Genomic DNA, 21,788 nt, shown 5'->3' with positions numbered 1-21,788 from the left:
GTCAGGGTGCCTCGTCCGCGTCCGCGTCGGCCTCGACACCGGCCTGCGCCGACTCGACGGGGCGTGCCACGCCGGTGCGGTTGTGCGATCCGATGCGTTCGGTGAGGTACGAGACGATGAGGGCGCTCGCCGTTCCGATGATCACGACCCCGCCGGCCATCAAGATGACGGCCAGGAACCGGCCGAGAGTCGTGACCGGGGTGTAGTCGCCGTAGCCGACCGTCGCGACCGTGACGAAGGCCCACCACAGCGCTTCGCCGAAACTCAGGATTGTGGCTCCGTCCGCCCCGCGTTCAACCCGGAGCACCGTGATCGCGATGACGTAGACGAACATGCCGGCGTAGGCGGCGGCGATGGCAACCACCCGAGAGCGCAGCGCGTTGCCCCCGTTGCCGCCGAAGCCCGGCGCCGACTCGAGGTGGCGCAACAGCGAGAACGGCCGCAGAATCGGCAGAACGGCCGAGAACACCTCGATCCTGTGCGCGGCGTAGTACTGGCGCCGGTGGGAGGGCGCCGTCAGGGCGATGCGCACGATCGGGTCGATGATGAAGGCCAGCCAGGCGATCCCCATGATGACGAGAATGGTGATCTCTTCATCCCGGGGGCGATCGGACGTGATGGCCAACAGGCTGTACGCGACGAGGAAGCCGATCGACAAGGCGATGAGCGGCCACCGCGTCGCGCGCTCCCAGCGGGTGCGCACGCCCTCGCGGCGCTCGTCCCGCTCGCCCTGCTTCGTGGCGGGTCTCATCGGTGCTCGCCGTCGCGCAGCGGGACCCTGACGTCGGCGCCGCCCTCCTTGGTCAGCCGGGTGCGCATCGTCGCCAGCGTCGGCGCCGGGACGAAGCCGCCGGCGAAGAAGGCCTCACCCTGGCGGAAGCCTGTCGAGCGGGCCAGCATTGAGCTGGGCGCATATCCGAAGCGGGTGGAGAGCTCGGCGAGGTCCGCCGGCGAACTCATCCGCATCACGGCGACGTTGTCGCACTGCGAGAGGATGCCGGATGCGATCTTCGACGGACGCTGGGTCGAGAGCAGCAACCACAGGCCGTACTTGCGCCCCTCCGCCGCAATCTGGGTGAGGCGTTCGCGCACGGCGACGAACAATGGCCCCCCGTGCTCCGGGGAGCAGAGATTGTGTGCCTCGTCGATGACGATCAGGATCGGCCGCCGCGACTCACGCTTCGCCCAGAGGTCGTCGAGCACGGCGAGGGCGACGACGAGGTACTCGTCCGGGTGGGCGAAGCCGCCGAGGTCGAGCACCGTGGCATCCGGGCGCTCTTCGATGATGTCGGTCACCGCCTCGAGCTGGCCGGCCCACACCTCCCACTCGATCAGCCGGAGGTTCTCGATCCGCGCGGCCAGAGCACGGGCGGCCGGGTTCTCACTCTGCATCAGCTGCGGGATGATGAGCTCGGGCCCCTGGCTCCCGATCGTCTCCTCGAGGTGGAGCAACTCGTTGTACTCGGCCCTGTCGGCCAGGGGATCGAGGCGCAGAACGGCTGCCTTCGCCGGCATCGAAAGTTCGGTGAAACGCACGCGCAGCGAGTCGGGGGACTCGTCACCGGGGCGCAGCACGCGAAGGTCCCTGTGGCCGAGCAGGCCGGCCTCCGCCGCTGCTCCGGGGGCCAGGCCGTGCGGGCTGAGTTCGCCGAGGCGCACGAAGTCGGCGTTGGGGTCGAAGATGACCATCGGCAGGCTGGTGTTGATCAGAAGTTGTTCGATGAGCACCCCGAGCGCGTAGGTCTTGCCTGAACCGCTTTGCCCACACCAGAAGGTGTGTCGATTGAAGCGGTGCGGAATGAGGCGTGCGGGGACGGATGCCTCGCCGAGAATCGTGCCGATACTCAGCGTCGCCCCCGTTCCGTTGTAAACGAGTTCGATCGTTGCCGCGTCGGCCTCGACCATCGTCGCCGTGTCGAACGGAACGGTTCCGGTGATGTCGATCGCACCGTCACGGATCAGGCCGAGAATCGTTCCCTCGCCGCGAACGGAACCATCCTCCGCGGCCTCAAGCTGGTCGATCTGACCGAGCTGTGTTCGCTCGCCGCGCTCGGAGAGCGTCACGAAGTCCCCGTGGTCGGCCGCGCCTCCGATTGCGCCCACAAATCGAAATCGGCGCCCGTCCAGTGAGTGGGCGACCGGTGCCTGTGTGCTCTGATGCGCGGTGTCTGTGCTGATCACGCTCAGAGTCTTCCACAGCGGCTGGGGTGAGGGATAGATCCCACACGGGGCGGCGGATCAGGCGTCTGGCTGCGCCTCTGCCGCGTGCGCCCACCAGAGCGTCGTGTCGCCGTAGTCCTTGCGGCGGTCCAGCTCGAGGCCGCTCGGCCACTCCGGCTCCGGCGAACGGGAGCTGCGCTCGATCATCACGATCGCCTCCTCGTGCAGCAGCGGTGCGAGCGCGCGCAGATTCTCTGCGAGCTCCTCGGCGCTGAGCTCATAGGGGGGATCGATGAAGACCAGGTCGAAACCGGCGCTCGTGCTGTCGAGGAAGCCCTGGACGCTCTGCCCGCTCACGGTGATCTGCGGTGCGCTGGTTCGGGGCGCGGCCTTCGCGACGGCCGAGGCATTCGCCCGGCAGAGGGTGGCAGCCTGCTGGTTCTTCTCGACCAGCGTCACAACACGCGCGCCGCGGCTCGCGGCCTCCAGCCCGAGCGCTCCGGAGCCGGCGTAGAGGTCGAGCACGCGCAGTCCGGTGATGGCGTCGCGGGCGTCGAGCGCCGAGAAAATCGCCTCGCGCACACGGTCGCTGGTCGGGCGGGTACCGTTCTTGGGCACTCGCAGGGTGAGCGAGCCGGCGAATCCGGAAACTATTCGTGTCATTGTGCTTCGAGCCTACCCCGCACACGAGGGCCAACTCTGTGAAGATGGGAGTGTGTCAGATCTCAACGCGTCACCGAAGACCATTGACCAGACAGTCCTGGATCAGCTGTGGAATTTTACCGACCCGCAGCTCTCCGCCGAGCGCTTTCGACATGCGTGCGACGACAGCGAATACAGCGACGAGGCCAGGGCAGAGCTCGCAACACAGCTCGCTCGGGCGCTCGGGCTCTCCGGCCAGTACGACGACGGTGACGCCGTGCTGAACGCGATCGACAGCGACAGCCCGATCGTCGCCGCCCGCATCGCACTGGAGCGCGGCCGGCTGCGCGTGGCCGAGGGCGTTCCGGAGGAGGCGGTGCCGCTCTTCACCAAGGCCGCTCGTGACGCCGCCGCCGGTGGTGTCACCTTCCTGGTCCTGGACGCCCTGCACATGCTGGCGCTGACGGATGTCGGCCAGGAGGAGCAGTGGGCGGCAGACGGCCTCGAGCTGCTCGCCACAGCCAGCCAGGCGCGCACCCAGCGCTGGGGTGTCGCGCTGAACAACAACCTGGCCTGGTACCTGCACGACAACGGACGCGCCGAGGAGGCACTGCCCTACTTCGAGCGCGCACTCGATTTCGCGAAGGCCGTCGGAACCTCCGAGCAGCGCTTCATCGCCCGCTGGGCCATCGCCAGGTGCCTCCGCAGCCTCGGCCGCACCGACGAGGCGCTGAAGCTCCAGCGTGTGCTCGCCGTCCAGCGCCCCGATGACCCATACGTCGCGGCCGAGATCGCCGCGCTCCTCGCGACTCCGCCCGCTGCTCAGCCGAGCGTGTCGGAGACTGAGCCTACGATCGAAGAATGACCGAGCCGCTGGACCCCCTGGCACGAGAGCAGGCCGCGCTCGCCGCGCTGCCCATCGCCCCGGGGCTGGCATCACTCGACGACAAGATCGCCGGCGTGCTCGGCGGGCGCACGGCGTCCGCCCTGCAGAAGGCCTTCGGCATGGTCACCATGGCCGATCTGCTGGCGCATTACCCCAGGCGCTACACCAAACGTGGAGAGCTGACGGCGCTCAGCGACCTCCCGCTCGGCGAGAACGTCACGATCGTCGGCCAGGTCACGGAAGCCCGCGAGCGCTCGATGAAGACGCGGCGGGGCTCGATCGTCGAGATCACGATCAGCGACGGCACGGCCGTCGTCAAGCTCACCTTCTTCAACCAGAAGTGGCGGCTCGAGACGCTGCGGCCGGGCGTGCGCGGCATCTTCTCCGGCAAGATCACCGATTACAAGGGCAGCCTGCAACTCGCGCACCCGCACTTCGCCCCGTTCGAGACCGACCTCGACGACGATCCGTTCGGCATCGACAGCGATGACGAGGCCAGGCGCTGGTCGGAGACACCCATCCCGATCTACCCGGCAACCAACCAGGTGACGAGCGCGGAGATCGCCTCGATCATGCGCACCGCCCTCGACGCGATCGGCTTCATCCCCGACCCCGTTCCCGCCGAACTCCGCCGCGAGAGGTCCTTGCTCGAGCAGGCCAGGGCTTTGGAGGCGATCCACCGCCCGGAGAAGGACGGCGACTGGCTCGGCGCCAAACGCACCCTGCGCTTCACGGAGGCGTTCGTGCTGCAGGCGGCCCTGCTGCAGAAGAGGGCCCGCTCGCGCACGGAGCCGGCGACACCGCGCGTGCCGAAGCCCGGCGGCCTGCTCGAACGGTTCGACGCCGCCCTGCCGTTCCGGCTGACGGGCGACCAGAACACCGTCGGTGAGGAGATCGCGCGCGATCTGGCCGCCAGCTCCCCGATGAACCGGCTGGTGCAGGGCGAGGTCGGCTCGGGCAAGACGATCGTGGCGCTGCGGGCGATGCTCGCCGTCGCGGACTCCGGCGGGCAGTCGGCTCTGCTCGCACCGACGGAGGTGCTGGCGTCCCAGCACCTGCGCTCGATCGTCCGCGCGCTCGGCCCCGACCTGGCGGCAGAGCTCGTGCCGACGCTCCTCACCGGTCAGCAGGGCGCAGCAGAACGGCGCAAGGCGACGCTGCGTGCCGTCTCGGGTCAGGCGCGCATCGTCGTCGGCACCCATGCGCTCATCTCGGACTCCGTCGAGTTCTACGACCTCGGCCTCGTCGTCGTCGACGAGCAACACCGCTTCGGCGTCGATCAGCGCGATGCGCTGCGGCTGAAGGGCCGTCAACCGCACGTGCTCGTGCTCACGGCCACCCCGATCCCGCGCACCGTGGCGATGACGGTGTTCGGCGACCTCGACGTGAGCGTGATCGCGGAGCTGCCTGCCGGGCGACCGGGCATCGAGAGCTTCATCGTGCCGTTGGCGATCAAACCGGCCTGGGAGGGGCAGATCTGGCGGCGACTCACCGAGGAGCTGGCTCTGGGCAGGCAGGGATTCGTCGTCTGCCCGGCGATCGAACCCAAACAGATCGAAGAGGGCGAGGAGCTGGAGAGCGACGCCGACGCCGGATCCGCCGCGCCACTGGCGAGCGTTGTGCGCGTGCTGGCCGAGCTCCGCGCGCTGCCGAGCCTGCAGGGGCGGCGCATCGAACCGCTGCACGGCAGGATGAGCGGCGAGGAGAAGGAGGCGACGATGATCGCCTTCGCCGCCGGCGAGATCGACGTGCTGGTCGCGACGACGGTGATCGAGGTCGGCGTCGACGTGCCGAACGCCTCGATGATGGTCGTGCTGGATGCCGATCGCTTCGGTGTCTCACAGCTGCACCAGCTGCGCGGGCGCGTCGGGCGCGGCGGCGTTCCAGGGCTCTGCCTGCTCGTGACGCGAGCCGTTCCGGAGAGCGTCGGTCTGGCGCGCGTCGAGGCGGTCGCGGCCACCCTCGACGGTTTCGAACTCGCGCAGGTCGACCTCGAACTGCGCAGGGAGGGCAACGTGCTCGGCGGCATGCAATCCGGCGGACATTCCTCGCTGCGCCTGCTGCGGGTGGCCTACGACGGGGAACTGATCCTCGATGCGCGCGGAGCCGCAGAGCGGATCATCGAGGAGGACCCCGAGCTGCGCGAACACCAGGGGCTGGCCGACGCCGTCGCACGCCGACTCGACGAGGCCAGCCGGGAGTTCTTGAGCAAGAACTGAGTGGCTCCTCACCATTGCCCCGGCCACCTTGTGTGCCGCACTCCACGCGCTAGGGTGAGTTCTATGCGCAGGATCGCCGTCGTCCCTGGTTCCTTTGACCCCGTCACCCTCGGGCACCTCGACGTGATCGAGCGTGCTGCAGGACTGTACGACGAACTGCACGTGCTCGTCGTGCACAACCCAGACAAGTCGGCACTGCTGCCGATCGCCCAGCGCGTCTCGCTGATCGAGCAGGCCGTCGCCGAGTCGTTCACGGCCGACAACGTGGTCGTCTCCTCCTGGACGGTCGGACTCCTCGTCGACTACTGCACCGAGGTGGGTGCATCGGTGCTCGTCAAGGGGATCCGCTCCCAGATCGACGTCGCCTACGAGACGCCCATGGCCATCGTCAATCGCCACCTCGCGGGGGTGGAGACGGTGTTCCTGCTGCCCAACCCCGCCCACGGCCACGTGTCGAGCTCGCTGGTGCGCCAGGTCTCCGCCCTCGGCGGCGACGTCTCGCCGTACGTGCCCGCCGTGGTGTCCGAGTATCTGCAGAGGAGCCCGCAATGACCGGACTGCCGATCGAGATCACAACGACGGCCGAGAACACGGCTGCGCAGAGCAAGGCGACCGAGACTCCCACGGCACAGAGCAAACGCGCCGCGGCACCCGCGGATGCCGTGGCCGGAATGCCCGTGCACGAACTCGCGTCACTCGCCGCGCAGATCATGGCGAACGTGGAGTCTGTCATCGACGGCAAGCACACGGCGGTGCGCACCGCCCTCACGGTGCTGCTGGCCGAGGGCCACCTGCTGATCGAGGACGTGCCCGGTGTCGGCAAGACGATGCTGGCCAAGGCGCTCGCCGCCTCCGTCGATGCCTCCGTCAGCCGCATCCAGTTCACCCCCGATCTGCTTCCGAGCGACGTGACGGGCGTCTCGATCTTCAACCAGGCCGAGCGTCGCTTCGAATTCAAGCCGGGGGCTGTGTTCGCCAACATCGTGATCGGCGACGAGATCAACCGCGCCAGCCCGAAGACGCAGTCCGCATTGCTCGAGTGCATGGAGGAACGCCAGGTCACCGTCGACGGCACCACCTACCCGCTGGCGAGCCCGTTCACCGTCGTCGCCACGCAGAACCCGATCGAGATGGAGGGGACGTACGCCCTTCCCGAAGCGCAGCGCGACCGATTCATGGCCCGCATCTCGATGGGATACCCGGACCCGGAGAGCGAGCTGGCGATGCTCGACGCCCGCGACACCTCCAGCCCGCTCGCCCGGATCAGCGCGGTCGTGACCGAGCCACAGCTGCGCGCGATGATGCAGGCAGCCCGCGCCGTGTACGCCTCCGCCGGCGTCAAGGAATACGCCGTCAGCATCGCCAGAGCCACCCGCGACGACCGTGATCTACGGCTCGGCGCCAGCCCCAGGGCGACACTTCAGCTTGTGCGCGCCGCGAAAGCGCATGCGGCGCTTCATGGCAGGGACTTCGTGCTGCCCGACGACATCGACGAGCTCGTCGTCGCCGTCTTCGGGCACCGGCTGGTGCCGACGAGCCGCGCGCTCGGGCACCACCACCAGGAGAGCGCGCCTCTGATCGAAGAGGTCATCCGGCGCATCGTCGCGGCCACACCGGTGCCGCTCGGCTCGGCGCAACGGGCCTAGGCGCAGCGGCAAGGGCGCGAAGAGGAGGCGAACACGATGAGCGCGGCAGTCGGTTCGACAGCTCTGCGGCGCGACTGGTGGCCGCGCCTCAGCCGCCGCGGCTGGGCGCTGCTCGTCGTCGGCGTTGCGCTCGCCGGCTGCGGAATCCTGCTCAGCAGGAGGGAGTTCCTCTTCGTCGCGTTCGTGCTCATCGCCGTGCCGCTCGCAGCGCTCGGCTACGTCGCACTCCGTGGAGCCCGGGTGCACGTGACGCGCGTCTTCGCACCCGGAATCGTGCCGGCCGGCGGGGAGGCCGTCGTCTCGCTCGTGGTGCGCAACATCGGTCGCCGACCGAGTTTCGGGGCACGATGGCGTGATCAGGCGGCATCCGGGATTCTGCTTCCGCAGGGCGCGCTGCTGCCCGCACTCGGCCGACACCAACCGGGAGCCGACGGCGGCGACGACACGGCCAGGCTCGAGTACACCCTGCGCCCGCGCCGGCGCGGCGTCTACGACATCGGCCCGCTCATCCTCGGGATGGGAGACCCATTCGGGCTCGCCTACGCCGAGCGGCCGGTCGGCGAACCCCACGATCTGATCGTGACACCACGGGTGAGCGCGCTCCCGGGCAGTGGGCGGTCGCTCAGCTCCGGCACCGGCGCGCTGCACGAGCTGCTGCGCCACACGAACCCCAACTCGGACGAGCTGATTGCGCGCGAGTACCGGCCCGGCGACCCGCTGCGGCGTGTGCATTGGGCCGCGACGGCCAAGCGCGACGAGCTGATGGTGCGTCAGGAGGAGCAACGCAGCAACCCGGAAGCGCGGATCATCCTGGACACCACGCTCTCCGGCGCCTCCGCCACGGAGCGGGCTGGACTCGCCGATCGTTTCGGCCGGCTCGACAGCGCGGTCGAATCGGCGTTGGAGATTGTCGCCTCCATCGCCATCCAACTGCTGGAGAGCGGCTTCCGCCTCGACGTCATCGAGACCGGCCCGAGCCAGCTGAGTTCCGGAGGCGGCGAGAACTCCCACGGCGGGTTGCGCGGTGGCCTGCGCGGCGACGCTCCGTGTTCCTTCCGCACGCCGGGCGGCGACCGGGCGCTGCTGGAGGGGCTCGCCAATCTCCAACTGCCGTGGCCGACACCGCGTGTGGAGGCCGGAGAGGCCCCTGCCGGAAGCGCGCTGCGCACCAGCTCCCACCTGCCGGCGTTCGCCGTGCTCATCGACATCGACGAGGAGGAGACGAACGCGCTGGCGGCGCTCCGCCCCTACTGTGAGCCGGCCGTGGCGTTCGTGCTCGACACGATGCGGCGAAGCGCGATCGAGACGTTGATCGATGCCGGTTGGCACTGCGTCGAGCTGCGCTCGCCGCAACACATCCCCGATGCCTGGGCCGAGGCGGAACGGGGGCGGATCCACGATGTCGCCTGACCCTGACCCCGCAGCGCGCTTCGCCCAGCGCGGCAGGCCGTACTGGCTGCTTGGCGGCGCCGTCATGCTGCTCACGGCGACCGGCCTACTGGTGCTCGCACCCGTTCTCATCTCGTTCTCGTGGTGGTGGGCGAGCGTCGCCGCCATCATCGTGACGGGCGTCTCCAGCGCGCTGCTGCGCGGGTGGGGCGTCGCACCCCCGCTGGTGCCACCGCTCTCATTCGCCGCGCTCATCGTGTATCTGACCTTCGGTTTCGGAGGGGGAACCGGTCTGCTCCTGCTGCTGCCGACACCAGACACCATCGGCGAGTTCGGGGCGCTGCTGGCCGAGGGGCAGTCGTCGATCCAGACGCAGGCGGTGCCGGCCGAGGCGACGCCGGGGATCGTCTTCCTGCTCAGCGTCGGGGCCGGACTGCTCGTGCTCGTGGCCGACATGCTGGCCGTCTGGCTGCGGATGCCGGCGCTCGCCGGAATCCCGATCGCCATTCTCGCCATCGTGCCCACCGTCGTCCTGCGCCAGGACGAGCAGCTCTGGGCGCTTGTGCTTGTGGCATCCGCGTACCTGCTGTTATTGCGCGTCGACGTGCGCACTCGCCGCGGTGAGGAGCAGGCCGTCACAGGGGCGGCCGGCCGCGATCGGGCGCAGGGCGGCGCGCGTATCGTCGCCGCCACGAAACAGCCGGGCCTTGGACCGCTCGGCGGCGCCATCGGCGTCGGATCCGTCGCGATCGTCTCCGCGCTGGTCTTGACGGCGGCGGTTCCCGTCGTCTCCCTCGGCGCACCGCTCGGCGTCGGCCCACCATCGACGTCGCTGTTCGGAGGTGCCGTGAATCCGCTGATCGATCTGGGGCAGGACCTGCGGCGCCCCGCGCCGGCGCCGGCGCTGGCATACAGCTCAACCGGTGCGCGCGCGGTGTACCTGAAGATGCTCACCCTCGACTCCTTCTCCGGCGACAGCTGGGTGGCCGGGCACAGCGCGTTCAACGAATCCAACACGGTGGATGAGTTCGCTGACCCTCCCGGCCTGGGCGGGAACGTGGCGACCAAGGAGGTGCGCACGAGCATCCAGGTCGCGGCCGTGCGCAGCGAATGGCTGCCTGTGCCGTACCCGGCGACGAGCATCGAGGGGTTGAACGGACAGTGGTACTGGGATTCGGATGCGCTGACCGTCGCAACGACGCAGTCCACGATCGCCGGGCAGAGCTACGTCGTGAACGGCCTCGAGCTCTCGCCGACCCAACAGGACCTGGCCGCATCCGCGAAGCAGTATCCCGGCGAGATCGCGCGCTACCTCGAACTGCCTGGCGACATGCCGCCGATCATCGGCGAGACGGCGGAGGCGGTCACCGCCGCGGCCGAGACCCCGTATCTCCAGGCGGCGGCACTGCAGAAGTTCCTGCGCGGCCGCGACTTCAATTACTCGGAGGAGACGCCGGTCGACGAGGGTTTCGACGGCGGTGGCCTCCGGGCGATCGGCAGCTTCCTCGAGGTGCGGGCCGGCTACTGCATCCACTTCGCCTCCGCGATGGCCGTGATGGCGCGCACGCTGGACATCCCCTCACGGGTGTCACTCGGCTACGCACCGGGGGAGCGCACGCGGCAACGGTTGGAGGGGGCCGTGCTCTACCAGGTGCAGACCTCCGATCTGCACGCGTGGCCCGAACTCTACTTCGAGGGCGTCGGCTGGGTGCCGTTTGAGCCGACGCCCGGTCGCGGCACCGTGCCCGGCTACTCCTTGCCGTCGACCGCCGCCACGTCGCCCGTGGTGCCCGCTCCGCAGGCGAGCAACGGTGCGGTGACCGGGCCGGATGCGAGGAGCGTCGACGAGTCGAGCCGGTCGAACACGGTCGCCGATGCCGCCGAGGCGCGCGAACTGCTGACGCGGAACCTGCTGCTGGCGGCCGCCGTGCTCGTGCTGCTGGCGGTTCCGTGGCTCGCCCGGAGCCTGCTGGCGGTGTGGCGGAGGCGCAGGACGGTCGGAGGGGCGGGGATCGGGCCGCTCTGGCAGGATCTGGCCGACACGCTCACCGACTGCGGGCATCCCGTGCGCGACACCGAGACGGCGAGGGCTCGAGGCGCCACCATCCGCACGATCCTCCGCGATGCCGGCGGGGAGAGCGCTGAGGCGGATGCGGCGCTGGAGCGACTGCTCGGCGAGTTCGAGCGGGAGCGCTACGCGCGGCCGGATGCCGCGGGTGTTGCGCGCCAGGCCGATGCCCAGGGGATACTGCGCGATGCCGCAGTGCTCGACGCGGCGATCCGCGGGGCCCTGTCGCCTCACCGTCGGCTCCGTGCTCGGCTCGTTCCCACATCGCTGTTCGCACGCGTGAGTGCAGCATTCTCACCCGGGCAGGGAGTACTCAGCAATACTCGCTAGGATCTCGTGGTGAGTAATTTCAGCAAGACCCCCTATACCGTGCATGTGCGCGACCTCCTTCGTCGGGCAGGCGAAATGCGCGAGGTGACGTTGGAGATCACTCTTCCCGAGCAACTCGGAGAGGGTCTCGTCGCCGTGCGCGCGGGCGAAATCATGGACGTCGACGTGCGTCTTGAGGCCGTTCACGAGGGCGTTTTGGTCAGCGCAAACGTCGAGACAACGGCATCCGGAATCTGCGGACGCTGCCTGATTGACATCGAACTGCCAGTCGAAGTCGAGTTTCAGGAACTTTTCGCGTATTCTTCTGATGAAGCTTTTGAGTATGAGGTTCAAGATGACCACGTGGATCTTGAACCGCTGATCAGGGATGCGGTTGTGCTTGCACTTCCGTTCCAGCCGGTTTGCCGGCCGGATTGCCCAGGTCTCAATCCTGAGACCGGGGAGCGGCTTGCCGAAAAACCCGAACTCACCGTAGAAGAGCCCCGCGACTCGCGATGGGCTGCGCTTTCGGACTTGCAGGTTTCCACAGACAACGGTGATGGCCCAGAGGCCGGCATCGACACGAAGAAAGAGAGATAGTCATGGCTGTTCCCAAGCGGAAGATGTCACGCTCCAACACGCGCGCCCGCCGTTCGCAGTGGAAGGCTGAGGTTCCCAACCTCGTCAAGACCGTCGAAAACGGCAAGGTCACCTACAGCCTGCCGCACCGCGCCAAGATCGTCACCGACTCGGCCGGCACCGAACTCTTCATGGAGTACAAGGGCCGCAAGGTCGCCGACGTTTAAGTCGTCGATGCGCGTAGAAGCACGTCGCGTGAAGGGCATCTCTGCATGACTTCTCATTCTGAGCAGTCGCGGGATGCCCTTGCGGCGTCTCTCGACATTGATATTGACGATGCGTTGCTTGAGCTCGCTCTGACGCATCGTTCTTTTGCGTACGAGAACGGTGGGATCCCCACCAACGAGCGCCTGGAGTTTCTGGGCGATTCGATTCTCGGTCAGGCCGTCACGGTCATGCTCTATCGCAGCTATCCGAAGCTGGACGAGGGCAACCTCGCCAAGCGACGCGCCAGCCTCGTGAGCAGTGTTGCACTCGCAGAGGTTGCGCGATCCATCGGGCTCGGCCAGTACATCCGGCTGGGTCGCGGTGAGATCTTGACCGGTGGTCGCGACAAGGCCTCCATCCTCGCCGACACGGTCGAAGCCATCATCGGCGCCGTCTACCTCGACAAGGGTGGCGATGTCGCGACCCCATTCGTGTTGCGGCTGATCGAGCCGTTGCTCGCCGATCCCGACCGCTTCGGCGCGGCGATGGACCCCAAGACGAGCCTGCAGGAGATTGCAGCGCATCGTGGTGGCGGCATCCCCGTCTACGAGATCAGCGAGAGCGGACCGGACCACGACAAGCGTTTCGTCGCGACGGTGACCGTCAGCGACGTCACGGCCAGCGGCGAGGGCACGAGCAAGAAGCACGCCGAGATGGCTGCCGCGCTCGAGGCCTGGTCCCGGCTGACCGGTCGCACGGCCGCCTCGTAGCGGGCGATCCGATCCGCTGATGCCGGAACTGCCCGAGGTCGAGGTCGTTCGAGCCGGTCTCGCGCCGGCCGTGACCGGCGCCGTCGTGCGCGGCGTCGAGGTCTTCGACGAGCGCTCACTGAAGCGGCACAATGCGGCATCCGGCAGCTTCGAGGCTCTCCTGCTGGAACAACGGATGCTGGCTGCCGTGCGCCGCGGCAAGTTCCTCTGGCTGCCACTCAGCAGCGGCCGCGCTCTGGTGACCCATCTGGGCATGAGCGGGCAGGTGCTGTTGCGCAGCCCCGGCTTCGAGGAATCCGGGCTGCTCCGCATCCGCTTGGCCATCAAACACCCCGAGCACGGTGAGTTCTGGGTGAACTTCGTCGACCAGCGGATCTTCGGATCGATGGCGGTCGACTCGGTCGTGCCCACCGCGGACGGGCGCGCGGCCGGTTTCGCCGGTCGGGCTGCAACGGGTGAGGAACCGTGGCTGGCCGGCATCCCGAGCCAGGTGGCGCACATCGCCCGTGACCCGCTCGACCCGGCCTTCTCCGACTCGGCCTTCTTCGCCGCGCTCGCCCGCAAGAACTCCGGCATCAAGCGCGCTCTGCTCGATCAGGGACTCATCAGCGGCATCGGCAACATCTACGTCGACGAGGCGCTCTGGGCGGCGCGGGTGCACTACGAACAACCCGCCGCCTCGCTGTCCATGCAGAAGAAGCGGGTGCTGCTGGCCGAGATCCGGCGTGTGCTCGACAAGGCACTCGCAGAGGGCGGCACGAGCTTCGACGCCCAGTACGTCAACGTGAACGGGCAGTCCGGCTACTTCGCGCACCACCTGACGGCATACGGCCAGCAGGGCAAGCCGTGCCTCCGCTGCGGGACGACGATGAAGCGCGAGCAGTTCATGAACCGTGGCTCGCACCTCTGCCCGCGCTGCCAGCGCCTGCGGTGATCGAGCGAATCAGGCGCGTTCCACCGGGAGCCACAATTCGCACGTGGCTGTGCTGAAGTCATCGGCGCGGTCGAGGACTGCGACGAGTGACGGACCGGGGCGCAACCGCCACGGGTTGGATGGGAACCAGTCCGTGGCCGTGGCGGCCCATGCCTCTTGCAGGACAGCGGGATACTCGCCCGCTGTGCGGAACACCGCCCACGAGCCCGCGGGTACCTCAATCACGTCGAGATCGTCCGGCACGGGCGTTGCTTCAGTGACGGCGACACCGTGGAGGTAGGTCAGTTCGCTGCCCTCCGTGTAGTCCGGGTCGACGTCGGCACTGACCTGAAGCAGGCCCACTGGCTCGGTGTCGCTCAACCTCTTCAAACGAGTGTGCTCGGCTGACGGCAATGAAGCGATGTGTGCCTGGATGTGTGGATTGATGCCCTGATGGATGAGTGGCACGCGGGCGGCGTGTCCGACCAGCCGAAATGGCTGGCGATCTGCGATTCGGGTCTCCATGGTGTTCTTCCCTTCTACGCTCAGGCGAAACCTGAGTTGTGGTTGTGTGTGAAGGGGACCGCCGTCTCTCCGGACATCGCCGGGACTGACACCGTGCACCGAGCGGAACGCCCGACCGAACGCTTCGGCCGATCCGTAGCCGTAGAGCACCGCGATAATCAAGAGGTCACCACCCTCAAGAATGTCCGCTGCCGCAACGGTCATGCGGCGGCGGCGGATGTATTCCGAGAGCGGCATGCCCGCCAGCGACGAGAACATCCGACGCAGGTGGTACTCCGTCGTCCCGAATCTGGTGGTCAACTCAGCCACGTCGATCTCGTCGGTCAGACGATCCTCGACCAGCTCAACCAGTGTGTTCAGTTCAGCAATCACGGTTCTCCCTTCGCTATCGACTATCCCGCCTCGTCTCGAGCGGCACCCTACTATCGCGGACCGATCGCGTCGTGTCGCCCCGCCTGGTCGAGCGGGGTCGGCTGGCGGGGGCGTGTCGGCACCACCTTGCTAACGTGATGTCGTGACGCCCTCCGCATCTTCTCGACCCGAGCTTTCCGCTGACCTCACAGAGGACAAGTTCTTGCGATGGTATTGGCGGAGAGATGAGTTGGCAGGCTTCGCGCGTGGACGTGGAATCCGTGCGACGGGAAGCAAAGACCTTCTCTCGGCTCGGATCGCTGCCGCACTCGGCGGGCGCAAGTTCGAGGAGCCTGAGCCTCGACGGGAAAACGGTCGACAGCTTGCGGGTGATCTTTCCGCAACGACTGTGATTCCGGCTGGACAGCGCTCAAGTCAGGTCGTCCGCGCGTGGATGACGGAGCAGATCGGTTCCGGATTCCACTTCGATGTTGAGATGCGTGAGTTCTTTTCGCGCTCTGACGGAACGAAGACGATGCAGGATGCGGTGGACCACTGGCACGCGACTCGTGGTCTCGGCGCGCGACGCATCGACGATCAATTCGAGTACAACCGATTCACCCGTGCCTGGCATGAGGCCAACCCCAATGGATCACGGGATGCGCTGCTGACCGCATGGCGAGACTATCGAAACAGCCCCGTTGACGAGCGCGGTCGCGCCTGACCCCCACGTGCTGCCCCGCTGCTAGATTCGAAAGCTGTGAGCACAGGAATGAGGGTCGCCGCCCGTGTCGTCAGCGTCACGGGCCTCGTGGCCCTCTCGGCGTTGCACGTGGTGTGGGCGGCTGGTTCTCCGTGGCCGGCGAAGAACACGGCACGACTTGCCGAGGCTGTCGTCGGTCAGACCGTGGAGATGCCGGCCGCCGGCCCGACCGCGGTCATCGCTGTTGGAGCCGCCGGAGTCGGCTTGATGGCGTCTGGCGCGCTCGGCGATGGCCGCGTGCCCCGTCTTGCTCTGCGCGCACTCGGCACCGTCATGCTGCTGCGCGCATCGCTCGGAGGTGACGCCGCACTCGCGGCGCTGCGGCTTCCGCCCTCCGGCGAGACCTTCCGTCGTCTCGACCGTCGCTACTACCGGCCGTTTGCCGCAATCCTCGGCGTTTCGCTCTGGCTCGCCGCCGCCGATGCACGGGCTTCCACGCGACGGTGAACGGCTGGCGTCTGAGCGCCGGCCGGCCCGGTCGAGCTGGGGCGGCTAGCGGGGGAGGCGGGGCACCGCGGCGATGAGCGCGCTGGTGTACGCCTCGGCCGGGGAGTGAAGCAGTTGCCGCGTCGCGCCGGCTTCGACGACACGGCCGGAGCGCAGCACGACGGTGCGCTCACACAGCGCAGCGACGGCGCCGAGGTCGTGGGAGACCATCACCAGGGCCAGCCCGGTGCGCTCGCGCAGCTCTCGCAGCAGCTCGATCACCTGGATGCGGGTGCTCATGTCGAGGGCGCTGACGGGTTCGTCGGCGAGGAGGAGCCGTGGCTTGCAGACGATGGCGCGGGCGATGGCGATGCGCTGGCGCTGACCGCCGGAGAACTCGTGCGGGTAGCGGGCGAGCACATCGGCGTCGAGCCCGACCGATTCGAGGGCGGATGCCGCCTGCACGGCCGCGTCGCGCCCACGGGCGATCCCGAGCGAGCGCAGCGGCTCGCTGACGATCCGGTCGATGCGCTGACGCGGGTCGAGCGAGGAATACGGGTCTTGGAAGACGGTCTGCACCGAGCCGCGGAAGCGCCGGATCTGCGCGGCATCCCGCCGGTTCAGCGGCACCCCGTCGAAGAGCACTGCGCCGCTCGTCGGTGCGTCCAGGCCGAGCAGCAGCCGCAGGGCCGTCGTCTTGCCAGCGCCGGATTCGCCGACGAGGCCGACGCTCTCCCCGGCGGCGATCGCCAGCGAGACACCGTCGAGGGAGAGGCCGCCGCGGTGGTAGCGGTGGCTGGCGTCCTGCAGGGCGAGGATCGGCGTGTCGGTCACGAGAGCTCCAAGGCGTCGTCGAGGGCGCGGGCGCTGGCGACGAGCCGCGCGGTGTACTCGTGCTGCGGGGCGCTCAGCACCCTGGCGACCGGGCCACGCTCGACGGCGACGCCCGCGCTCAGCACGACGACCTCGTCGACGAGGGAGGAGACGACGGCGAGGTCGTGGCTGATGAACAGCAGCGCCATCTCGCGCTCGGTGACGAGCCGGTCGAGCAGCCGCAGCACCTCGGCCTGCACGGTGACATCGAGCGCCGTCGTGGGCTCGTCGGCGATCAGAAGCGCCGGGCGGCTGGCGAGGGCGATCGCGATGGCGACGCGCTGGCGCTGCCCGCCGGAGATCTCGTGCGGGTAGGCGCGGATGATGCGATCCAGGTCCGGCAGCGCCACCTCTGCGAGCGACGCGCGGACGGCTTCGGCCATGGCGGCTCCGCGCAGGCCCTGGTGGCGCCGGATCGGCTCGGCGAGCTGCTTGCCGATGCGCATGAGCGGGTCGAGCGCCGTGAGCGGCTCCTGGAAGACGATGGAGGCGACGGGGCCGCGGAGCGGGCGCAGGGTCTTGTCGTCTGCGCCGACCACCGACACGCCATCCAGAGTGATGCGGCCGCTCGCGGTGAGCGAGGTCGGCAGCAGGCCGGTGACAGCGAGCGATGTGAGGGACTTGCCCGATCCTGATTCACCGATGAGGCCGAGCCGTGCGCCGCGCTCGAGCGAGAAGCTCAGGGCGTCCACGAGCGGCGCGGCATCCGCATCGGCGGCGCGAGCGCGAATCGTCAGCTCGTCGATCTCCAGCAGGCTCGATGTCAGTGGGCTCATCGTGAGTGCTTTCGGGTCGGATCGGCGAGTTCACGCAGGCCGTCGGCGATGAAGTTGATGCCGACGACGAGGATCACGAGGGCGATGCCCGGGGCGAGCGCGCCGACCGGTGACGTGGTGAAGGTCGACTGCGCCTCCTGCAGCATCCGCCCCCACGAGGCGTTGGGCGGGGGAGCTCCGAGGCCGAGGTAGGAGAGGCTGGCCTCGGCGAGGACCGCCGCGCCGAACTGGAGGGCGAGGTTGACGCTGAGCGTCGGCCAGATGTTCGGCATGACGTGCTGGAGGATGATGCCCGGCCAGCGCGTGCCGGAGGTTCGCGCCGCGGTGACGTACTGGGCGCGGAGCACCTGGGTGGCGAGGATGCGGGTGAGGCGTGCGACGACGGCGGAGAGCGCGATGCCGATCGCGAGGATCGCGGTGCCGAGCGATGAGCCCTGCGCTGCGACGATGAGCATGGCCAGCAGCAGCACGGGGAAGGCGATGAGCACGTCGAGCGTCGCGGAGATCGTGTCGTCGAGCCACGGCTTGGCGAACGCGGCGATGAGGCCGATCGTGATGCCGATGACGGCCCCGACCGTGACGGCCCCGACGCCGACGGCGATGGCGATGCGCGCGCCGATCATCAACTGCGTCATGAGGTCGCGCCCGAGCTTGTCGGTTCCCAGCCAGTGCTCCCAGCTCGGTGCCTCGAGACGGCCGCCGGAGGTGTCGCTCGGTTCGTAGGGCAGCCAGACGAGCGAGAGCAGCGCGGTCGCCACGACGAGGCCGACGAAGACGATGCCGATGATGAGCGTGACTGAGCGGCGGCGCGCGCGGCGGCGAGGGGGGAGCGTTGCGACGGCGTCCGTCGTGGTGACCACGGTCATCGGATCCCGTTCCCTGAGATGCTCACGCGCAGGCGCGGGTCGATGAAGCGCTGCACGACGTCGGCGGCGAAGCCGATCAGCAGCACGAGGAGTGTGCTCACGAAGAGGATTCCCTGGATGTTCGGGTAGTCGTGTTGTTGGATCGCGGTCAGCAGCATGCTGCCAAGGCCAGGGAGGGCGAAGACGCTCTCGACGACGACGGCGCCGAGGAAGGTCGTCGCCAACTCGATGCCGAGGATGGAGATCACGGGGACGCTGCCGTTGCGCAGCCCGTGGCGGCGGAAGGCGCCGCCGAAGCTCGCCCCCTGGGCGCGGGCGGAGCGGAGGTAGTCGCTGCCGATCACGTCGAGGGTGGCCGAGCGGATGTAGCGGGTGAGCGACGCGCTCATGACGAGGCCGATCGTGATCACCGGGAGCACGAGGGAGGTCAGCGCGTCAGCTGGATTCGCCCAATCATCGCGTGGGAATCCGCCGGATGGCAGGATGCGCAGGTTCACCGCGAAGACGTTGACGAGCAGGATGCCGACCCAGAAGACGGGGACGGCGATGCCGAGCTGCGAGAAGCCGGAGAGCGCCACGCCGTACCAGCGGTCGGAGCGCACCGCCGCGACGAATCCGGCCGGGAGGGCGATCAGCAGCGCCAGAGCGAAGGAGAGCAGCGTCAACGGGATCGTGACGGCCATGCGGGCGGCGATCTCCGGGCCGACCGGCAGCGAGCTGATGAACGAGGTGCCGAGGTCGAGCGTCGCCAGGGAGCCGAACCAGTCGAAGAACTGCTCGATGAGCGGGCGGTCCGAGCCGACCTGGGCCTGGGCGGCCGCGATCTGCTCCGGGGTGGCGTTCACCGAGAGGAGGGCGTTCGCCGGGTCGCCCGGCAGCACGCGGAGCAGCAGGAACAGCACGATCATGGCGATCACGAAGGAGATCGCCAGGAAGGCGAGTCGGCGCAGGAGATAGACGGTCATGGAGATTTCAGGCTAGCGCGTGGGGCACGGGGATGACGCAGCGCTGGGCCGGGAGCGCACAATCGCGTCACCCGGCCCAGCGCTGTGGCGGTGATTCTTAGCCGCGCACGATCTTCGAAACGAAGAACTGCGAGTTGAGGCCGTTGACCCCGTAGCCCGAGATGTCGCTGTTCGCGACGACGATCTGCGGGTAGAGGTAGAGCCAGACGCTCGCGGCGTCCGCGGCGATCTGCTCGTTGACGAGCTTGAGCTTGGCGGTCTGCTCGTCGGTGCTTGCGGCCTGCTCGGCCTCGGAGACCCACTGCGTCACCTGCGGGTTGTCATAGCCCCAGTAGAAGTCGGGGTTGCCGTACCAGACCACATCGCGGTCGTTCACGTGCTCCTGCAGGGTGGCCTCGAAGTCGCGCTCCTTGAAGACCTTGGAGTACCACTCGTCGGCGCTGATCGTGTTGATGTTCACCGTGATGCCGACCTTGGCGAGCTCGCTCTGCAGGAACTCGGCAACGGCGGGGTGCGGGTCGTAGCTCGGGGTGTCGAGCGTGAACTCGAAGCCGTTGGGCAGGCCGGCCTCGGCCAGGAGCGTCTTGGACAGCTCCGGGTCGTAGGGGTTCACCTGGGTGAGGTCCTCGTACCAGGGGTCGGTCGGCGGAACCATCGAGCCGATCAGGGTGCCGTAGTCGCCCCAGATCGAGGTGAGCAGCTTCTCGGTGTCGATCGCGGAGTAGACCGCCTTGCGCACGGCGACCTGGTCGAACGGGGCGACCTTGTCGTTGAACGCCAGGAGCTCCTTGGTGGTCGAGTCGCCGTCGCTCACGACGAAGTCGGCGTTGTCGGTGAACTGGCTGAGCTGGTCGGGGCTCTGCACGCTCGTGATGATGTCGATCTGGTCGGTGACGAGCGCGTTGCTGAGCGCGGTGGCATCCGTGAAGTAGTTGAAAACGACTTCCTTGTTGGATGCCGCGTCGCCCCAGTAGTCGCTGTAGCGGTCGAGGCTGAGCGAGCTGCCGCGCTTCCAGTCGCCGAGCGTGTACGGGCCGGTGCCGTCTTCCGACGTCTTCAGGTCTTCTGCGGCGTCGTTGACGACCCAGATGTAGCTGAGGTTGTAGATGAAGGAGATCGACGGCTCGGAGAGCGTGATCGCGACGGTCTTGTCATCCGGGGTCTGGATGTCGGAGATGACCGCGAAGCTGTTCTTGCGGGCCGACTGCGAATCCTCCGCAACGACGCGCTCGATGCTCGACTTGACGTCGGCGGCGGTGAGCGGGTCGCCGGAGTGGAAGGTGACGTCATCCTGCAGCGTGAAGGTGTAGTTGAGGCCGTCCTCGCTCACGGTGTTGCTCGCAGCGAGGAGAGGCTCGACCTCGCCGTCGTCGCTCAGGCGATAGAGGCCCTCGTAGACGTTGCCGGTGAACGCCTCGGTCACGCCCTGGCCACCGCCGTCGACGTTGCTGAGGTTCTGCGGCTCGTAGAGCGAGCCGATCTCGATGACGGCGTCTGCGGAATCCGCACCGCTCTCGGTGGAGCCGCCTGCGGCGCAGCCGGACAACGCCAGGGCTGCGGCGACGGACAGGGCGATGGCGCCCGTGGATCTCTTCACGTGTTTCTCCTGTTTAGTGGTGCGGCTGGTGCTGGGGGTGCAAAGCGGTGGGTGCTCGGAGCGGAGTGCTCAGAGTGTGTAGATGTCGAAGCCGTCGCGGAACGCGGCAACGCGCTCGCCGGCGGCGACGGGCCCGGTGAAACGGTTCTGCGCGGGGGGAAGCGGGCAGTTGTACTGGGCCGAGAATCCGCACGGCGGAACGAATGCCCGGTTGAAGTCGAGGGTGACCGCGCCTGCGGCGCTGCCACGCCCGTCGAAGCGCGCGCCGTCGCTGTGCTGTACGAACAGGAAGCGGCCGGAGCCGTACGTTCCCGCGTCGCCCTCAGCGCCATTGCTGGCGTCCCCGAAGACGAGGAGCAGCGTGCCTCCGTCGTCGAACGCGCTCATCGTGTACTCGGTGCCGTCGTGCTCGAAGCGGATGTCGCCGGGCACGACCAGCGAACGAGAGCCGCCGTTGTCGCGAATGTGCTCGAACGGGATGGTGCGGTCATCGGCGACGGGGGTGAACTCGGCCTCGATGACCCAGTCGGGGTCGTAGTCGAAGGCCGGAACCGTGTCGAAGGCCAGGATGGCCGGCGAGGCTGCGTCCCAGAGGCGCACACCGTGCTCCGGCTCGCCGGTCTCGAGGTTCGTGCGCTCCAGGACGGTGGCGGTGACCGTGCCGGCCTGGCCGATGAGGGCGTCGTCTGCGTCAAGCTGCTCACCATTCGGAAGCCACCGGGTCTCGACCAAGGCGAGATTGCCCTGCGGGGCGATGAGCGCGCTGAGGCGCTGCTCGCGCCAGGCGGCGTGCTCCCGCAGGGCGGAGGTGGCGATGGTGGGCAATGCAGTCATGATCTCAATTCTTGGCACCGGGGC

General features: G+C 68.4%; 22 protein-coding genes. 12 read left to right on the top strand and 10 right to left on the bottom strand.

Annotated elements, in window-relative coordinates; translation table 11 throughout:
* Position 1: 1 nt before the first annotated feature.
* The 3 genes from ASC66_RS00405 to rsmD all read right to left on the bottom strand — a co-directional run bounded on the left by ASC66_RS00405 (position 2) and on the right by rsmD (position 2,823).
* On the bottom strand, positions 2 to 751 hold the full coding sequence (locus tag ASC66_RS00405) for a potassium channel family protein (protein ID WP_055833203.1): 750 nt from the start codon (positions 749 to 751) through the stop codon (positions 2 to 4).
* Entirely contained in the window at positions 748 to 2,103 is a 1,356-nt protein-coding gene (locus ASC66_RS00400; RefSeq protein ID WP_235496607.1) for an ATP-binding protein, read from the bottom strand. The genes ASC66_RS00405 and ASC66_RS00400 overlap by 4 nt, the downstream gene beginning before the upstream one ends.
* A gap of 135 nt (positions 2,104 to 2,238) precedes the next feature.
* The gene (gene rsmD / locus ASC66_RS00395) at positions 2,239 to 2,823 is read right to left on the bottom strand and encodes a 16S rRNA (guanine(966)-N(2))-methyltransferase RsmD (RefSeq protein ID WP_055833200.1); all 585 of its coding nucleotides are present in this window, start codon (positions 2,821 to 2,823) and stop codon (positions 2,239 to 2,241) included.
* A 52-nt stretch (positions 2,824 to 2,875) separates the two neighbouring features.
* Between rsmD and ASC66_RS00390 the strand changes: the two genes are divergently transcribed.
* From ASC66_RS00390 to mutM, 10 genes are all read left to right on the top strand, one after another.
* Positions 2,876 to 3,667 (top strand): tetratricopeptide repeat protein, encoded by a 792-nt coding sequence (locus ASC66_RS00390; RefSeq protein WP_055833197.1) that lies wholly within the window; start codon positions 2,876 to 2,878, stop codon positions 3,665 to 3,667.
* The gene (locus tag ASC66_RS00385) at positions 3,664 to 5,907 is read left to right on the top strand and encodes an ATP-dependent DNA helicase RecG (RefSeq protein ID WP_082491907.1); all 2,244 of its coding nucleotides are present in this window, start codon (positions 3,664 to 3,666) and stop codon (positions 5,905 to 5,907) included. Before ASC66_RS00390 ends, ASC66_RS00385 begins: the two co-directional genes overlap by 4 nt.
* A 63-nt stretch (positions 5,908 to 5,970) precedes the next feature.
* Positions 5,971 to 6,459 carry a pantetheine-phosphate adenylyltransferase gene (gene coaD, locus ASC66_RS00380; protein WP_055833194.1) on the top strand — a complete coding sequence of 163 codons (489 nt, stop codon included), beginning with the start codon at positions 5,971 to 5,973 and terminating at the stop codon, positions 6,457 to 6,459.
* A 119-nt stretch (positions 6,460 to 6,578) separates the two neighbouring features.
* Positions 6,579 to 7,553 (top strand): AAA family ATPase, encoded by a 975-nt coding sequence (locus ASC66_RS00375; protein WP_055836006.1) that lies wholly within the window; start codon positions 6,579 to 6,581, stop codon positions 7,551 to 7,553.
* A 36-nt stretch (positions 7,554 to 7,589) separates the two neighbouring features.
* Positions 7,590 to 8,963 (top strand): DUF58 domain-containing protein, encoded by a 1,374-nt coding sequence (locus tag ASC66_RS00370; protein ID WP_055833192.1) that lies wholly within the window; start codon positions 7,590 to 7,592, stop codon positions 8,961 to 8,963.
* A complete protein-coding gene (locus ASC66_RS00365) occupies positions 8,953 to 11,340 on the top strand; it encodes a transglutaminase TgpA family protein (protein ID WP_055833189.1) in 2,388 nt (795 codons plus the stop codon). The genes ASC66_RS00370 and ASC66_RS00365 overlap by 11 nt, the downstream gene beginning before the upstream one ends.
* Before the next feature lie 75 nt (positions 11,341 to 11,415).
* Positions 11,416 to 11,919, top strand: coding sequence for a YceD family protein (locus tag ASC66_RS00360; protein WP_055836002.1), 504 nt, complete (start codon positions 11,416 to 11,418; stop codon positions 11,917 to 11,919).
* 2 nt (positions 11,920 to 11,921) lie between these two features.
* Positions 11,922 to 12,125 carry a 50S ribosomal protein L32 gene (gene rpmF / locus ASC66_RS00355; protein WP_055833186.1) on the top strand — a complete coding sequence of 68 codons (204 nt, stop codon included), beginning with the start codon at positions 11,922 to 11,924 and terminating at the stop codon, positions 12,123 to 12,125.
* A 45-nt stretch (positions 12,126 to 12,170) separates the two neighbouring features.
* Positions 12,171 to 12,875, top strand: coding sequence for a ribonuclease III (gene rnc, locus ASC66_RS00350; RefSeq protein WP_055833185.1), 705 nt, complete (start codon positions 12,171 to 12,173; stop codon positions 12,873 to 12,875).
* A 19-nt stretch (positions 12,876 to 12,894) separates the two neighbouring features.
* Positions 12,895 to 13,809 carry a bifunctional DNA-formamidopyrimidine glycosylase/DNA-(apurinic or apyrimidinic site) lyase gene (mutM, locus tag ASC66_RS00345; RefSeq protein ID WP_055833181.1) on the top strand — a complete coding sequence of 305 codons (915 nt, stop codon included), beginning with the start codon at positions 12,895 to 12,897 and terminating at the stop codon, positions 13,807 to 13,809.
* 9 nt (positions 13,810 to 13,818) lie between these two features.
* Here the strand turns inward: mutM and ASC66_RS00340 are convergent, their stop codons facing one another.
* On the bottom strand, positions 13,819 to 14,685 hold the full coding sequence (locus ASC66_RS00340) for an AraC family transcriptional regulator (protein ID WP_055833178.1): 867 nt from the start codon (positions 14,683 to 14,685) through the stop codon (positions 13,819 to 13,821).
* A 142-nt stretch (positions 14,686 to 14,827) separates the two neighbouring features.
* Here ASC66_RS00340 and ASC66_RS00335 point away from each other — a divergent pair, with 142 nt between their 5' ends.
* Both ASC66_RS00335 and ASC66_RS00330 read left to right on the top strand, forming a co-directional pair.
* A complete protein-coding gene (locus ASC66_RS00335) occupies positions 14,828 to 15,388 on the top strand; it encodes a DUF6434 domain-containing protein (protein WP_055833173.1) in 561 nt (186 codons plus the stop codon).
* Positions 15,389 to 15,424: 36 nt separating this feature from the next.
* Positions 15,425 to 15,874 (top strand): DUF3995 domain-containing protein, encoded by a 450-nt coding sequence (locus ASC66_RS00330; protein WP_157509566.1) that lies wholly within the window; start codon positions 15,425 to 15,427, stop codon positions 15,872 to 15,874.
* 45 nt (positions 15,875 to 15,919) lie between these two features.
* Here the strand turns inward: ASC66_RS00330 and ASC66_RS00325 are convergent, their stop codons facing one another.
* The 6 genes from ASC66_RS00325 to ASC66_RS00300 all read right to left on the bottom strand — a co-directional run bounded on the left by ASC66_RS00325 (position 15,920) and on the right by ASC66_RS00300 (position 21,764).
* A complete protein-coding gene (locus ASC66_RS00325; protein ID WP_055833168.1) occupies positions 15,920 to 16,687 on the bottom strand; it encodes an ABC transporter ATP-binding protein in 768 nt (255 codons plus the stop codon).
* A complete protein-coding gene (locus ASC66_RS00320; RefSeq protein WP_055833165.1) occupies positions 16,684 to 17,502 on the bottom strand; it encodes an ATP-binding cassette domain-containing protein in 819 nt (272 codons plus the stop codon). The genes ASC66_RS00325 and ASC66_RS00320 overlap by 4 nt, the downstream gene beginning before the upstream one ends.
* Positions 17,499 to 18,368 carry an ABC transporter permease gene (locus tag ASC66_RS00315; RefSeq protein WP_055833162.1) on the bottom strand — a complete coding sequence of 290 codons (870 nt, stop codon included), beginning with the start codon at positions 18,366 to 18,368 and terminating at the stop codon, positions 17,499 to 17,501. The genes ASC66_RS00320 and ASC66_RS00315 overlap by 4 nt, the downstream gene beginning before the upstream one ends.
* Entirely contained in the window at positions 18,365 to 19,333 is a 969-nt protein-coding gene (locus ASC66_RS00310) for an ABC transporter permease (protein WP_055833158.1), read from the bottom strand. Before ASC66_RS00310 ends, ASC66_RS00315 begins: the two co-directional genes overlap by 4 nt.
* Positions 19,334 to 19,430: 97 nt before the next feature.
* Entirely contained in the window at positions 19,431 to 20,930 is a 1,500-nt protein-coding gene (locus ASC66_RS00305) for an ABC transporter substrate-binding protein (protein WP_055833155.1), read from the bottom strand.
* Positions 20,931 to 20,999: 69 nt separating this feature from the next.
* Positions 21,000 to 21,764 carry a DUF1684 domain-containing protein gene (locus ASC66_RS00300; protein WP_055833152.1) on the bottom strand — a complete coding sequence of 255 codons (765 nt, stop codon included), beginning with the start codon at positions 21,762 to 21,764 and terminating at the stop codon, positions 21,000 to 21,002.
* Between the last annotated feature and the right edge of the window lie 24 nt (positions 21,765 to 21,788).

The sequence above is a fragment of the Leifsonia sp. Root4 genome (assembly GCF_001425085.1).
Classification (GTDB): domain Bacteria; phylum Actinomycetota; class Actinomycetes; order Actinomycetales; family Microbacteriaceae; genus Microterricola.
Note: the sequence above shows the minus strand (reverse complement) of the source record. Positions and strands in the feature narration are given on the sequence as shown.